Source organism: Streptomyces sp. NPDC059564, from assembly GCF_042735575.1.
Classification (GTDB): Bacteria; Actinomycetota; Actinomycetes; order Streptomycetales; family Streptomycetaceae; genus Streptomyces.
This window is the reverse complement of record NZ_JBHWBP010000190.1, coordinates 1-14169: the sequence shown is the minus strand read 5'-3', so window position 1 is coordinate 14169 and position 14169 is coordinate 1. Positions and strand designations below refer to the sequence as shown.

The following is a 14169-nucleotide window of genomic DNA, read 5'->3' as shown; positions in this document are numbered from 1 at the left end:
CTCGACGACTGCATCGGTCACTGGAACAGCCCGAGCATGCCCGTTGATCATGCTGCCGCACCAGGGAACTCCAAGATCCCCCGACAGAGTCAAGCTAGCCCGCTGTCGCCCCGCGCAGATGACGTACGAGCTGCTCCAGGGCGGTCCAGCTCTCGCCCGTCTCGCCGTCGCCGAGGCGGTAGTAGAAGCCGGGCCGGGCGTTCGGGCCCAGCTGCACCGGGCGTTCCTCCAGCGGTGTCCGGCTTGCGGTGTCGCGCCCCGCCTCCTGGACCTCCGCCGGGCCCAGGACGAAGGCGTACGGCAGCGGCGGGTGCTCGAAGCGGGGCGGGGCGCTCAGGTCCCGGCGCGCCTCGCGCATCTGGCACATCATGGTCTTGAGCCCGTGCCGGGTCACCAGCTCGCCGGCCAGCTCCGGCAGCGCCTCCAGGGCCGCCTCCAGGACCGCCTTCTCATCGAGGCCGTAGCCCAGGGTGAGGGTGACGTCCTCCTCCACACCCTCCGGGGTGCGGATCACGCGCAGGGTGGCGACGGCGGGCCGGTCAGGGGTGCCGACGACCACCGTCCAGGTGGGGCGGGGCGCGCGCCCGTACGCCAGGTCGGTCAGCTTCCGCCGCGACCAGGGCAGACCGGCCGGCTCCGACGTGCCCCAGCCGGCCGGCGGACCGCCGGTCAGCGCCCGCCAGGCGGCTTCCAGCGCTCCGCCGAGGACGAGTTCCGCCTCGGGACGGTGCAGGGTGCGGAAGGAAAGGATGAGCTGCCGCTCACCGGTGGGCCGCACCTCCGTGAAGGCATCCGCCACCGGGGTCTCCCCGCTCTCGTCCCGGTCCGGGGCGAAGGCGCCGTCCTGCCAGCTCAGTACCGCGCCGGTCTGCCCGTCGTAGTAGCCGCACCGCTCGTCCTGCACCACCCAGCGCGAGGGCGTGGACTGCAGCAGCATGGCGGTGGACAGGGAGAGGCGGCAGTGCGGCGGGGTGACGATCTGCAGGGACCGCTCGCTCTCCACGGTGGCCCGCAGCGCCTCGGAGAGCCAGCTGGTCATGGGGATGACCGGCCGGTCCTGGAGGATGACGGCTGCCTGCTCGGTGAGCATGTCCACGGCCGGCTGGGCGGCGGCGGGGGCCGGTACGGCCGTAACGCCCGAGAGATCGACCGGGCGGGCCGCACCGACGGTGCCGGCGGCGTCCGGCGGCCAGACCCGGCCGCCCAGAAGCATGGTCAGACGGGCCGCGAAGGCACCCGCGAGCTGCTCGGCCTTCGGTACGCCCACGGCGGCGCGGGCCTCGACCCACCACACCGGGCCGTCACCGGACGGCTCGGCGCCGGGCCCCAGCAGCCGGGCCGCCTCGCCCGGCACCTGGAGCAGCAGCGGGACCTCGATTGAGACGAGCGGCCGGCCCTCGGCGTCGCACAGCTGGACCACGGCACCCTCGCCGGTGGTCCCGACCCGCAGGTCCGGGCCGCCCGCCAGCAGGCCCGCCAGGACGCTCAGCGCGTCCGGCATGCGCTCGGTGAGCGCGATCACGTCCTTGGTCATGCGGTGTTCCTTTTAGTCATATGTGATCGTCGCCCCGCCCCGAGAGCGGAGAAGGCGCCCTACGCGGGGCGGCTCAGCGCCTCGCGGACCTCCGCGCACACTCCCGCGTCGCCGACCGTCAGCAGGTACTCACCGAACTGCCGGCCCTCCGGGCCCTCGGCACGGGAGACGATGGGGACGGCGTGGTTCAGCGTTCGGGGGGAGGAGCTGACGTTCAGCACACTCATGGCCAGCTCCACGGCCAGCTTCCCGTCGACCGTGGACACCCCGCTCGCCAGATCGACCAGCTGCGTAGGCAGGTCGAACAAGCACTTTTCACCTGCTGCCAGGGATCGCACGCCCCGAGCGGTGACGTCCTTGATGTCGTCCAGCAGTTCCTGGAGCGTGGCGTTGTCGAACAACTCGCCCAACTTGTCCTCGAAATACTCGCTGTCCGCGAGCCGCACAAGAGCGTGGGCGGCGTCGATACGAAGCGCCTCAGTTCCCTTCTCCCGCGACAGATCCCGCTCGGCGACAGCCTCCGCGAGCTGCGCGAACGTGCTGTCCACCGAGAACTTGCGGTCGATCAGGCAGTCGTACCAGGGCGCGTTCTTGGGGTCTGCGGCAGCACGGAGCACCGCCTCGTACCCCACCGCCTCACCCCAGGTCGTCAGCGCCAGGCAGGCCACAAAACGTTCCCCACCGGGAGCCGCGGGGTCGTTCATCAGCTCGACGAGTCCGGGCACCCGCTCCCGGTGCGCGGGGTCGTCGAAAGCCCCGTAGATCACGTCGTCGATATCCGTGGTCGGTTCGCCGTCGAAATCCGTGCCGAGCAATTCACTGTACCGAGTCATGAGTGGCATCCTTTCCCAATCTTCCGCTGCCGGTCTCACGGCCCGGTGATGTAGTCATGCGGAACGACCCCCTTGATGAGCCACTCCGAATCGCGGCGTGTGTGCATCATGTCCTTCATGCGCTGCGCGATGCGCCTGGTCTTGGTCTTGCTCAAGCCGAACCTCTTGGCCGCCTCGTCGATTACGGGGTGCGGGGTGTTCGGCGGAACGCTGATATCCACGGGCTGGCCGGCGATCTCGTCAGCGCTCTTCTGGATCGCTGCCTCGACTTCCTTCGGCGAGTAGACCTCGACGTCCTTGATCTTGCCCTTGGCTATGTCATCGATCAGCCTGGGCAAATCGACCTGGACCTTCTGGCCACCATAGTCCTTGGCATTTGCGCCGTCCTCGCTGAGCGAGGTGTAAGGACTGTCGGACTTCCTCGGGTCGCGCCCCACGATGTGGTCGACGATGTCCGCCGAGCCGTTGGGGTTGGCAGGCACGAGGTCACCGTCGGCGTTGATGCTGGACTTGCGCTGCCCTTTGTTGTTCTGCTCCGCCGAGAAGTCGTTGTCGTGACGCTTGAGTTTCGGGACGTCTTCGCCGGGGCGGGGCGTGTACGTGCCGTCGTTCGGCGGCGGCGTACCGCCTCCGTCCGTGGAACCGGGACCGCCCTTGCCCGGGTCGCCGGGACCGTGGCCGGAGTCCGCGGGTCCGTGGCCGCCCGCGTCACCGCCGGGGGTGTGGCCCGCGTTACCGCCGGGGGTGTGGCCGGCGGGAGCGCCCGGGGTGTGGCCGGCGGGGGCGGCCGGGGTGTGGCCGTCCGAGCCCTTGCCGGTGCCCGACGTGTCGTGACCGGGGTGTCCCGGAGTGCCGTTCTCCACGCGGCTGGGCCCGCCCGCGCCTTCGAGGACCTTGTCCTTGGCGGGAACGGTATCGTGCGTGCCGGCCACGTCGCCCTTGTGCGGCTCCTTGACGGGTTCGGTGTCGGGAACGACGTTGCCGTGCTCGTCGGTGATGTGCCCGTCGTGGCCGATGACGCGCTTGTTGCCCTCGGGGTCGACGTATTCGTGGCCGGGGGGCGTCTTGTCGCCGGATCCGGCGGGAGTGGGGGACGAGTCCCCCGTGTGCCCGGGCGTCGGGGTCGCGTCGACCGGGTGCGGCGAGGTCCCGGTGGGCAGGTTGCGGCTCATGTCGTCCACGCCTGCCCGGCTGGCCTTCAGACCCTCCATCAGGTCGCCGACCTTGAGCTTGGTGACGTTCGCCGCCTTGCCGAGGTAGCTCATCGGGTCGGCGAGCACACCCGCCTTGCCCAGTACGTTCAGGGCCTCCGCACCCGCGCCCAGCTTTCCGGCCTTGCCGAGCTTGAGCAAGGAGCCCGATCCGATGGTCAGGCCGTTGAACAGCACCGTCCCGAACGCCCGCGAGGGGTCCTTGCCCCACTCGTCCCACGCGACCAGCGACTTGCCGAAGTTGCGCAGGGCCGCCTTCTGATGTTCCCGGTCACTGTGGTCGACCGGCCCGAACATCTTGTCCATCGCCCAGTCGTACGGCGTGATGATGTACCCGCTGATGCCGCCGAAGACATCACCGATGTTCGACCACGTCTTCTTGAAGTTGTCCCAGTCGAACACGTTGATCATGCTGCCCAGGCCCTTGAGCGTGCCCCAGACACCGTCGACGAAGAAGCCCTTCAGCGCACCGCCGACGTTGTCCTTCGTCCACTCCCAGGCAGCCCGGAGACCCGTGTACTCACGCTTGTCGACCGTCCCCCAGGGGGTCTCCTTGGCGTCCTTGACGTCGCTTTCCTTGAAGCCGTACATGCCGGCCTTGTGCGAGCCGTCGTCGACGACGAAGTGCGTACCGCCCACCAACGCGGTGATCTTGTTGGCCGCATCGCGCTCGACGCCCTGGAACGCCACCCACGTCACACCGACCTCGCGGACGAGGCGCGCGTTCTCGTCGACCTTGCCCTGGTCCTTCTGCCAGTCGTCGTCGTGCTCGTTGGCCGCGACGAACTTCTCCGCGTCCAGGCGGAGCTGCTTCATCTTGCTCACCAGTGGACGGGCGCTCGACGCGAAGGTCGTCAGCGCACCACTGACGGACTCCAGCTCCTTCGCGAACGCGTCCGCCTTGTCCCGGACCGGAACGGTCGAATTGAGCAACTCCTCCTGCTCGGGAGCGTCATAGACCGGATCCAGTTCCTGGAAGGCGTTGTGGACGTCGCGGCCCGTTCCGCGAATGCTGGAAGCAGTGGTCTTCAGCGAAGCCGCGTGCGTCTCCAGAGTCTCCAGGTTCCCCGTGAAGGTCGGTATCTTTCCCAGATCGATCACTTCTTGGAGCCCTTCATTTCCTCCGGGGTCGGAGCCTTGGAGTAGTTCTCCTGCGCCTGCTTCGCCATCTCCAGGTTGCCCTTGAGGTATTCCTCAGTGGCCACGCGCGCTCCGGTGATGGACTTCCCCGTGCGGACGGGAAGGAACTTCAGGTCGTTCTCGGTGCGCTGCTGGAACTCCTGCAACGCCTGCGCCACCGGACCGAAGGCACCCCCCTCGGGGATCTCGGTCCCGCCCAGAACCATCGTGCCCGCCCACGTCGCGGCGCCCACCAGGCCGTCGCCGTACGACGTGAACTCTTCCTCGAACTTCGCGCCGGCCTCGGCGGTCTTGTTCAGGACTCCATGAACGCCACCCGGCTTGATGTCCCATGTCGACACGATGGCCCCCCGTTCCGTAAAGCGTTTCCTTCAAGTGCCCCGGCGCCGGCCGTTCGCGTCGACGAGATCAGGCCACCGAGATCTTCACTCTAACGGCGCGTCCGACAGGCGCCGTCGGCCAACGCCGCGTCACCCCGGCTCGAATTTCCCGGGCCCCGGCCCGCCGCCTCTCACCACACGCACCCGAAATCATGGGCCGCGGCGACGTTCCACGGCCGTCAACCCTGCGTCGTCGTCGGCGAAATGAGGGAGGTCGCACCGGCCCATCTGTTACTGAACAGTGGCATTCGTCGACGAGGAGCCCGCGGAGGTGGCGGACCATACGACGAGTGGCGGCCGGACCCCGGCGCAGAGGGGCAGACCGCACGCGTCGGTGAGGCGCAGACGTGCGAGCAGGACTCCGGAGCGCATCGCGGCAGCGGCGGTGTCCGGGTCGACGGCGTCGAGCACGAGCTTGGCGCGGCGGACCATGAGGCCACCGCGTTGGAGCCCATGTCGTAGCGGGTGGTGTCGAACAGCTGCCGGGCCGCCTCGGCGGCGGCGTCGGGGTCGGGCCCGGCGGCCTGGGCCCAGCCGGTGCCGAAGCCGAGGTGCGCGTGGTCCCGGGCCAGGACGTGCGGAATGCCGTTCTCGGTGTACCGGATGACGGCGGACAGCCCGCCGCCCGAAGGGGCGACCCCGGGATCCGGGGCGGGGGCGGCGCCCGCCTGGGGTATCGCGGCGGCCGCGGCGAGCAGCGTGGCACCGATGACGGCGATCCGGCGCGTTGACGGGCGGGTGCGGCTGGGACGATCGTGGGAGCGCAACATGCCTCTCAAGTGGCGTGCGAACGGCCGGACTTGCCCGTGGGGCTGGAGGCGCGTACGTGCCCCCACACTCGTGCAGGCCACCTGACGTCCCGTCAACATCCCGTTTGGTATCCCCGGTTGGCGCGCCGATATTGACCTTGGACGCGCGGCCGGGCGAGGATCGCGCCATGACGGCAGTGCGGGACAACACGGTCGACGGACTCGTACGGGACAGCGCGCGGCGGGTGCCCGACCGGGTCGCCGTCCGCTACCGCGACCGGAGCTGGACCTACGCGCGGCTCGACGCGGCCGTCTCCACCGGCGCGGCCGTCCTGCGCGGGCGCTACGGGCTGGCCGCGGGCGACCGGGTCGCGACCTTCGCCCACAACAGCGACGCCTACCTCATCGCGTTCCTCGCCTGCGCCCGGGCGGGCCTGACCCACGTCCCCGTCAACCAGAACCTCACGGGCGAGGACCTCGCGCACATCCTCGGCGACTGCGGCAGCGCCCTGGTCCTCGCCGACCCGGACCTGGCGGAGCGGATCCCCGCCGGACACGCGGTGCGCCCGCTGCGCGACGCGCCCGGCTCCTTCCTGGCGGAGCTGGACGAACCGTTGCCCTTCGCGTCCGCGGCGGACCCGGCGGACGTCGTCCAGCTCCTCTACACCTCGGGGACCACGGCCCTGCCCAAGGGCGCGATGATGACCCACCGGGCCCTGGCGCACGAGTACGAGAGCGCCATCGCCGCCCTGGACCTGGCCGAGGACGACCGCCCCGTCCACGCCCTGCCGCTGTACCACTCGGCGCAGACGCACGTCTTCCTGCTGCCGTACCTGGCGGTGGGCGCGCGCAGCACGATCCTCGACGCGCCGGCCGCCGACGCGCTCTTCGACCTGGTGGAGGCGGGCGAGGCGGACAGCCTGTTCGCCCCGCCGACGGTGTGGATCGCCCTCGCCGGGCACCCCCGGTTCGAGGCGGCGGAGCTGGGCGCGCTCCGCAAGGCGTACTACGGGGCCTCGATCATGCCGGTCCCGGTCCTGGAGCGGCTGCGGGCGCGGCTGCCGGGGCTGGGCTTCTACAACTGCTTCGGGCAGAGCGAGATCGGGCCGCTGGCCACCGTCCTGGGACCGGACGAGCACGAGGGCCGGATGGACTCCTGCGGGCGCCCGGTACGGCACGTGGAGGCGAAGGTCGTCGACGAGGACGGCACGGAGGTCCCCGACGGCACGGCGGGGGAGGTGGTGTACCGCTCGCCGCAGCTCTGCCTGGGCTACTGGAACGACGCGGAGGCCACGAAGAAGGCCTTCCGGGACGGCTGGTTCCGCTCGGGGGACCTGGCGGTGCGCGACGCGCAGGGGTACTTCACCGTCGTCGACCGGGTGAAGGACGTCATCAACTCGGGCGGGGTGCTCGTCGCCTCCCGGCAGGTCGAGGACGTCCTGTACACCCACCCGGGCGTGGCCGAGGCGGCCGTGGTCGGGCTCCCCGACGAGCGGTGGATCGAGGCCGTCACGGCGGTCGTGGTCCCGCGCGGGGAGGTCACGGAGGCTGACCTGATGGCGTACGCCCGCGAACGCCTCGCCCACTTCAAGGCGCCGAAGCGGGTGGTCTTCGTGGACGCCCTGCCGCGCAACGCCAGCGGAAAGATCCTCAAACGCGAACTCCGCACCCGCTTCACGAACCCCTGACGGACGGCCCGGGCCGTCTCCAGGGAGTGGGCCGTGCCGACGTCCACGTCGTCGTGGTGGACGGCGGCGGCGACCGGGACCTCGTTGGCGGCCGGCCGGGACGGGTGTGGTCATTCGCCTTCCGGGTCGGGGGGTGGGGCTTCCCCGGGGAGGAGGGTGCCGGTGGCGTGGAGGCGGCGGAGGATGAGGTGCTCGTGGGCGAGACGGCCGACCAGGGCGCCGCCGTAGACCACGAACCCGACGCCGACCAGCCAGGACTGGACGACCAGCAGCGTGCCGAAGGGGCCGTACGTGACGGCGTTCGAGGCGATCAGCGGGGAGAACACCAGCTGCGAGAACACCCGCAGGCCGAGCAGCCCGAGACTGGTCGCCACCGCCCCGGGGAACATGGCGCGCCAGCGGACCCGGCCGCCCAGCAGGATCCGTCCCGAGCACCAGAAGAACAGGCAGGTGCCGGTCAGGTCGCCGATGGTGCCGAGGACGGTGCCCACCGCGTCGTCGGAGGGGGCCGGGATCTCGACGAGCAGCGCGAGGTAGCAGACGAGCAGGGCCAGCCAGACGACGTGCCGCCACATGGTGTGCCAGCGGGCGGTCGGCAGGTCCCACACCTTCTCGTAGCCGGTCTGCACGGCGGAGCCGAAGGTCAGGCCGAACACCGCGAGGGCGGCCAGTCCGAAGGCGGTGGTGCGTTCCAGGGCCAGGTCGGCCGCCCCGAACAGCACCTCCACCCGGGCCCGGGACGCCGCCGTCACCCCGAGGGCCTGGCCCAGCCAGCGGCCGAAGCCCGATCCGCTGCCCGGCGCGGCCGCCGCGACGACCACCAGCAGCGGCACGAGGGTGAGGAACCCGAGGGCGGCGAAGCCCATCGCCCGGTGCATCAGCTCGATCTCCCGGCCGCGGCTCCAGGCCAGCCCGGCGGGGGAGCCCTGGAGCCGGTCGTAGAGCCGCCGGAGGATCGAGGTCACGCCTCATCCCCTACCCGGGCGGGCCCGCCGTTTCCCGGAAGCCTCGCCGAAGTAGGCCCGAAGGGGTGGTTTCAACCGCCCGTCAGCCCGCCCCGGCCTACTGCCCGGACTCGTGCCCGTTCAGGCGTAGCGGTCGAAAAGGGCTTCGATGTAGCCCTCCAGCCGTTGAGTCAGGACGCCGGCTGTCAGGTCGACGCGGCCCAGTTCACGCCAGGGGACGCCGACCTTCTCCCCGTCGGGAGCGAAACCCAGCGCGTCCAGCAGCCGCCAGTACAGATGGGCGGTGCCCTCGTCGGTCAGGGTTCCTCCCGCCGCGACGTAGCGATCGGCGAAGCGCATGCCCGCGGGAATCCCGTGCAGCAGGGCCAGGGCCGTCGAGCAGTGGGCCACGTCCAGGTCGGCCGGCCCCCAGGACGTCTCCACCCAGTCGACGACACCGCTGATCCGGAGATCGGCGCCGCTGCCCGTGAAGAGGACGTTGCCGGGATGGAAGTCCCGGTGGAGGAAGAGGCCCTGATGGGCCGGGGGATCGCGGCGGATGGCGTCGACGGCCCGCTGCCAGAGCTCGGGCCGTTCGGTGGTCACGGGCGGAGTCACTCGCTCGGGGGAGGCCCAGGCCTGATACGGGCGGGGTCGTTGCCGCGCGGTCACCGGCAGCTGGTGGATGCGCACCAGCTGCCGGGCCAGCAGTTCGGCGCGCTCCTCAGCACCCTGATCACCCAGGCGCACGGTCCCCGGCAGCAGGGACATCAGCAAGGAGGGGTGGTCGCAGTACTGCGCCGTCGCGTCCACCGCCGCGAGCGTCGCCGCGGGCACGTCCGTGTCACCGAGCAGGCGCAGGATGGTCGCCTCACGGGTCAGCAGGCCCTCCGCGTGCCGGACGAAGAACGGCTTGACGAAGGACCGCAGGACGAGTGAGCGCCGGCCGGCCGGACCGTGGAGGTCCAGGCGGCGCATCTCCGAGGTCCAGCCGCCGCGCAGCCGCACCACGTTTTCGATGCGCTCCGCGTCGGACAGTCCTTTCTCCACCCAGGAGCGCGTGGCACTCCAGCCCTGACCGTCAAGACCCGTGTCCATGCCCTCGGTCCCCCCACCACCTGAAGTCATGGAGGCAGATTATCCGTCTCCCGTCGGACGCCTCATGTTTCAGGCCGTCCTGCCGTCGCGGAGGTCCTTTACGCGCTTGATCTTGCCTACCGAGCGCTCCAGGGTTTCCGGGTCCACCACCTCGACGGCGACCGATACGCCGGCCGACTCCTTGACGGAGCGGATCAGTTCCGCGGCCGCGGCGTCGCGGCGGGTGGCGGGGGTGTCCGGGCGGGCTTCCACCCGGACGGTCAGGGCGTCCATCCGGCCCTCCCGGGTCAGGCGGAGCTGGAAGTGCGGGGCGAGGCCGGGGGTGCGCAGGAGTATCTCCTCGATCTGGGTCGGGTAGAGGTTCACGCCGCGCAGGATGATCATGTCGTCGCTGCGGCCGGTCACCTTCTCCATCCGGCGGAAGGCCGGGCGGGCCGTCCCCGGCAGCAGCCGCGTCAGATCCCGGGTGCGGTAGCGCACGACCGGCATGGCCTCCTTCGTGAGGGAGGTGAACACCAGCTCCCCGGGCTCACCGTCCGGCAGGACCGCCCCGGTCAGCGGATCGATCACCTCGGGGTAGAAGTGGTCCTCCCAGATGTGCAGGCCGTCCTTGTGCGAGGCGAACTCCTGGGCCACGCCCGGCCCGATGACCTCGGACAGCCCGTAGATGTCCACGGCGTCCATGCCGAGCCGGTCCTCGATCTCCCGGCGCATCTCCTCGGTCCACGGCTCCGCGCCGAACACCCCGGTCCGCAGCGACGTCGAGCGCGGGTCGATGCCCTGGCGCTCCATCTCGTCCAGCAGCGTGAGCATGTACGACGGCGTCACCATGATCACCTCCGGCCGGAAGTCCTGGATCAGCTTGACCTGGCGGTCCGTCATGCCCCCGGAAGCGGGGACGACCGTACAGCCGAGCCGCTCCGCGCCGTAGTGGGCGCCGAGGCCGCCGGTGAAGAGGCCGTACCCGTACGCCACGTGCACGATCTGGCCCGGTCTGGCGCCCGCCGCGCGCAGGGACCGGGCGACGACATCGGCCCAGGTGGACAGGTCCCCCTCGGTGTACCCGACCACGGTGGGGCGCCCGGTGGTGCCGCTGGAGGCGTGGATGCGGCGCACCTCGGGGCGGGGCACGGCGAACATCCCGAACGGGTACTGCTCGCGCAGATCGGCCTTGGTGGTGAAGGGGAAGAGGGCGAGGTCGGCCAGGGAACGGCAGTCGTCGGGGTGTACTCCGGCCTTGTCGAAGGCCTGCTGGTAGAAGGGCACGCGGTCGTACACGCGCCGCAGGGTCGCCCGCAGCCGCTTGAGCTGGAGCGCCGCCAGCTCGTCGGGGCTCAGCCGCTCGCCTTCGTCATGGAGATCCGCGTACGCCGTCATTGCCGTCACCTCACCGAGAGCCAACCGAACGTTCATTCGGTAGCCTGCCGGAGGTTGTCCCGTAAATCAATGACTCGAACGAGTGATCGTCTGCGCGTCGACCTCCTCGCCCACTCGTCCGCCGGCGACTTCGTCCTGCGGAGCGGTTCCTCGCCACCGGCGCCTGAGCGGCGGCCGCCCGGCCGGAGGCGTACGGTCGAAGCAGGAGCCCCCGGCCGAGGAGGCGGGAAGGGAGGCGGCGGCGATGTCCGTCATCGACCCCGCGGTATCGGTACGCCTCAGCGCGTCCGACGCCCGACGCCTGTCCGCGCTGCTGGCCGAGGCGGCCCACCTGCTGGAGGACCCGGGCCCGCAGCACATGACCGACGAGCAGGCCGACGCCCTGGGCCAGGGCGCGGGCCGCACGGAACTGGCCGGCTGGGCCCGCGGCCTCGCGGCGGAACTACGGGCCCAGCGCTAGGCCCGGTCGGAAGTCGGGACCGGGTGCCGTCGGCGGCTCGTGGTCACGCGTCCCCGTCGGCGCGCCCCGCGCCGCGACCTCCGTCGCCGTACGCGGCGCGGCCTCAGCGGCCGGCGTCCGCCTGCGTCGCCACCGCCTTCGCCCAGCGGTAGTCCGCCTTGCCGCTCGGGGAGCGCTGGATGGCGTCCGCGAGCACCAGCTGGCGCGGGATCTTGTAGCCCGCCAGCCGGGTCCGGCAGTGGAGCTGGATGTCCTCCAGCGTCGGCTCCGGCGCACCCTCGCGCACCTGCACCACCGCCGCCACGTGACTGCCCCACGTCGGGTCCGGGACCCCGGCCACCAGGGCGTCGTACACGTCCGGATGGGACTTCAGCGCCTGCTCGACCTCCTCCGGGTACACCTTCTCGCCGCCCGTGTTGATGCACTGCGACCCGCGCCCCAGGACCGTGACGATGCCCTCCTCGTCGACGGTCGCCATGTCGCCGAGCAGCACCCACCGCTCCGCGCCCTTCTGGAAGAAGGTCTCCGCGGTCTTCGCCGGGTCGTTGTAGTAGCCGAGCGGTACGTGTCCGCGCTGCGCGAGCCGTCCCGGTACGCCGACCCCCACGGGCTCGTGCGTCACCGGGTCCACCACCTGCGTACGGTCGTTGACCTGGAGGCGGAAGCCCTTCTCCGGACCGGAGTCGTCCGTCGCCCGCCCGTTGGAACCGGACTCGGACGAACCGAAGTTGTTCAGCAGCACCACGTTCGGCACGAGCCGCTGGAACTCGGCGCGGACCGTCTCCGACATGATCGCCCCGGACGAGGACACGCTGAACAGGGAGGACAGGTCGGTCCCCTTGAGCGGACCGTTCAGCGCGTCGATGAGGGGCCGCAGCATCGCGTCGCCCACCAGCGACACGCTCGACACCTTCTCCTTCTCGATGGTGCGGAGCACCTCCTCCGGCGCGTACTTGCGGTGGATGACCACCCGCTGGCCGTAGTTGAAGGCGATGAACGAGGTGAGGGTCGACGTGCCGTGCATCAGCGGGGGAGCCGGGAAGAAGGTGAGTCCCGCCCCGCGCGCCGCGACCCGCTCGGCCAGTTCCCCGGGCCGCTTCACCGGCTCGCCCGAGGGCTCGCCGCCGAACAGCCCCGCGAAGAACAGGTCCTCGGCGCGCCACATGACGCCCTTGGGCATGCCGGTCGTGCCGCCGGTGTAGATGATGAACAGGTCGTCGGGGCTGCGCGGCGGGAACCCGCGCTCCGGGGATCCGGCCGCCTCCGCGTCCTCGTACGCGACCGGCGCGATCACCGGCTCCGGGGCGCCCTCGGGGGCGGACCCGACCCGGATCAGGTGCCGGAGCTTCGTGGTCTGGGGGAGGGCGGCCGCCACCCGCTCGGTGAACTCGCCCTCGAAGACCAGTGCCGCGAGGTCGGCGTCGTTGTAGAGGTAGACCAGCTCCTCCTCCACGTACCGGTAGTTGACGTTCACCGGGACCAGTCGGGCCTTGAGGCAGGCCAGCACGGTCTGGAGGTACTCGACGCCGTTGTAGAGGTGCAGCCCCAGGTGCTCGCCGGGCCGCAGCCCGCTGTCGAGGAGGTGGTGCGCGAGGCGGTTCGCGGCCGCGTCCAGCCGCGCGTACGTGAGGCGGCGTTCGGCGCCGGTCCCGGGGTGGTCCACGTACACCAGGGCCTCGCGGTCCGGGACCACGTCCACGACCGACTCGAACAGGTCGGCAAGGTTGTACTCCACCGTTCCTCCTGACCCGAAAGATCCCATGGCTGGGCTGCTCGGCGGTCATTAGAGCCCCGCTCCGCCCAACTGGGAAGGGTGCGTGCCAAGAAATCTGACTGGGTGTCAGAAAACTATTGAACTGCACCCTCCCCTCCTGCAACCTGTTCTAGGTCTTGAGACGGGAGGACGGCAATGGGTGGGACGGAACACCTGACCGTGGAACGCCACGGCGCCACGCTGGTGCTCACCATGAACAGGCCGGAGGCGAAGAACGCGCTCTCGCTTCCGCTGCTGGTGGGGCTGTACGACGGCTGGCTGGAGGCGGACGCCGACGACGCGGTCCGCTCGGTGGTGCTGACCGGCGCGGGCGGGGACTTCTGCGCGGGCATGGACCTGAAGGCGCTCGCCGGCCAGGGCATGGAGGGCGACCAGTACCGCGACCGGCTCAAGGCCGACCCCGACCTGCACTGGAAGGCGATGCTCCGTCACCACCGGCCGCGCAAGCCGGTGATCGCCGCGGTCGAGGGGTACTGCGTCGCGGGCGGCACCGAGATCCTGCAGGGCACGGACATCCGGGTCGCGGGGGAGGGGGCCACGTTCGGGCTGTTCGAGGTCAGGCGGGGGCTGTTCCCCATCGGTGGCTCGACGGTGCGGCTGCCGCGGCAGATCCCGCGTACGCACGCGCTGGAGATGCTGCTGACCGGACGGCCGTACTCCGCCGAGGAGGCGGCGCGGATCGGGCTGATCGGGCGGGTCGTGCCCGACGGGACGGCGCTGGAGGCCGCGCTGGAGACCGCCGAGCGGATCAACGCGTGCGGTCCGCTGGCGGTGGAGGCGGTGAAGGCGTCCGTCTACGAGACCGCCGAGCTGACGGAGACGGAGGGACTGGCCGCGGAGCTGGTGCGGGGGTGGCCGGTCTTCGACACCGCCGACGCGAAGGAGGGGGCGCGGGCCTTCGCGGAGCGGCGGCCGCCGGTGTACCGCCGGGCCTGAGCGCGGGCCGCGCGGGAGGCAGCCCTGCGGGGACTCTCCCCGACC

The 14169-nt window shown here is 71.1% G+C and carries 12 protein-coding genes; 3 read left to right on the top strand and 9 right to left on the bottom strand.

The window, feature by feature from the left end; all coding sequences use genetic code 11:
* Positions 1–94 precede the first annotated feature (94 nt).
* From ACFV0Q_RS26675 to ACFV0Q_RS26655, 5 genes are all read right to left on the bottom strand, one after another.
* Entirely contained in the window at positions 95–1534 is a 1440-nt protein-coding gene (locus ACFV0Q_RS26675; RefSeq protein ID WP_385008898.1) for a DUF6177 family protein, read from the bottom strand.
* A gap of 59 nt (positions 1535–1593) precedes the next feature.
* Complete coding sequence (locus ACFV0Q_RS26670) at positions 1594–2367, bottom strand: hypothetical protein (protein ID WP_385008897.1); 774 nt, start codon at positions 2365–2367, stop codon at positions 1594–1596.
* A 35-nt stretch (positions 2368–2402) separates the two neighbouring features.
* Positions 2403–4679 (bottom strand): hypothetical protein, encoded by a 2277-nt coding sequence (locus tag ACFV0Q_RS26665; protein WP_385008896.1) that lies wholly within the window; start codon positions 4677–4679, stop codon positions 2403–2405.
* On the bottom strand, positions 4676–5059 hold the full coding sequence (locus ACFV0Q_RS26660; RefSeq protein WP_385008895.1) for a DUF6507 family protein: 384 nt from the start codon (positions 5057–5059) through the stop codon (positions 4676–4678). The genes ACFV0Q_RS26665 and ACFV0Q_RS26660 overlap by 4 nt, the downstream gene beginning before the upstream one ends.
* Before the next feature lie 270 nt (positions 5060–5329).
* Positions 5330–5530: a DUF5990 family protein gene (locus ACFV0Q_RS26655; RefSeq protein ID WP_385008894.1), complete on the bottom strand. Its 201-nt coding sequence runs from the start codon at positions 5528–5530 to the stop codon at positions 5330–5332.
* 505 nt (positions 5531–6035) lie between these two features.
* On the opposite strand from ACFV0Q_RS26655, the gene ACFV0Q_RS26650 reads away from it, so the two are divergent.
* Positions 6036–7535, top strand: a complete 1500-nt coding sequence (locus tag ACFV0Q_RS26650; RefSeq protein ID WP_385008893.1) for a fatty acyl-CoA synthetase — start codon at positions 6036–6038, stop codon at positions 7533–7535.
* A gap of 110 nt (positions 7536–7645) precedes the next feature.
* Here ACFV0Q_RS26650 and ACFV0Q_RS26645 read toward each other — a convergent pair whose 3' ends face one another.
* The 3 genes from ACFV0Q_RS26645 to paaK all read right to left on the bottom strand — a co-directional run bounded on the left by ACFV0Q_RS26645 (position 7646) and on the right by paaK (position 10954).
* A complete protein-coding gene (locus tag ACFV0Q_RS26645) occupies positions 7646–8500 on the bottom strand; it encodes a YhjD/YihY/BrkB family envelope integrity protein (RefSeq protein ID WP_385008892.1) in 855 nt (284 codons plus the stop codon).
* A gap of 120 nt (positions 8501–8620) precedes the next feature.
* Complete coding sequence (locus ACFV0Q_RS26640; protein WP_385008891.1) at positions 8621–9577, bottom strand: phosphotransferase family protein; 957 nt, start codon at positions 9575–9577, stop codon at positions 8621–8623.
* Positions 9578–9646: 69 nt separating this feature from the next.
* Entirely contained in the window at positions 9647–10954 is a 1308-nt protein-coding gene (paaK, locus tag ACFV0Q_RS26635) for a phenylacetate--CoA ligase PaaK (protein ID WP_385008890.1), read from the bottom strand.
* A gap of 244 nt (positions 10955–11198) precedes the next feature.
* On the opposite strand from paaK, the gene ACFV0Q_RS26630 reads away from it, so the two are divergent.
* On the top strand, positions 11199–11414 hold the full coding sequence (locus tag ACFV0Q_RS26630; protein WP_385008889.1) for a hypothetical protein: 216 nt from the start codon (positions 11199–11201) through the stop codon (positions 11412–11414).
* A 103-nt stretch (positions 11415–11517) separates the two neighbouring features.
* Here the strand turns inward: ACFV0Q_RS26630 and ACFV0Q_RS26625 are convergent, their stop codons facing one another.
* The gene (locus ACFV0Q_RS26625) at positions 11518–13149 is read right to left on the bottom strand and encodes an acyl-CoA synthetase (protein WP_385008888.1); all 1632 of its coding nucleotides are present in this window, start codon (positions 13147–13149) and stop codon (positions 11518–11520) included.
* A gap of 174 nt (positions 13150–13323) precedes the next feature.
* Here ACFV0Q_RS26625 and ACFV0Q_RS26620 point away from each other — a divergent pair, with 174 nt between their 5' ends.
* On the top strand, positions 13324–14124 hold the full coding sequence (locus tag ACFV0Q_RS26620) for a crotonase/enoyl-CoA hydratase family protein (protein ID WP_385008887.1): 801 nt from the start codon (positions 13324–13326) through the stop codon (positions 14122–14124).
* Positions 14125–14169 lie beyond the last annotated feature (45 nt).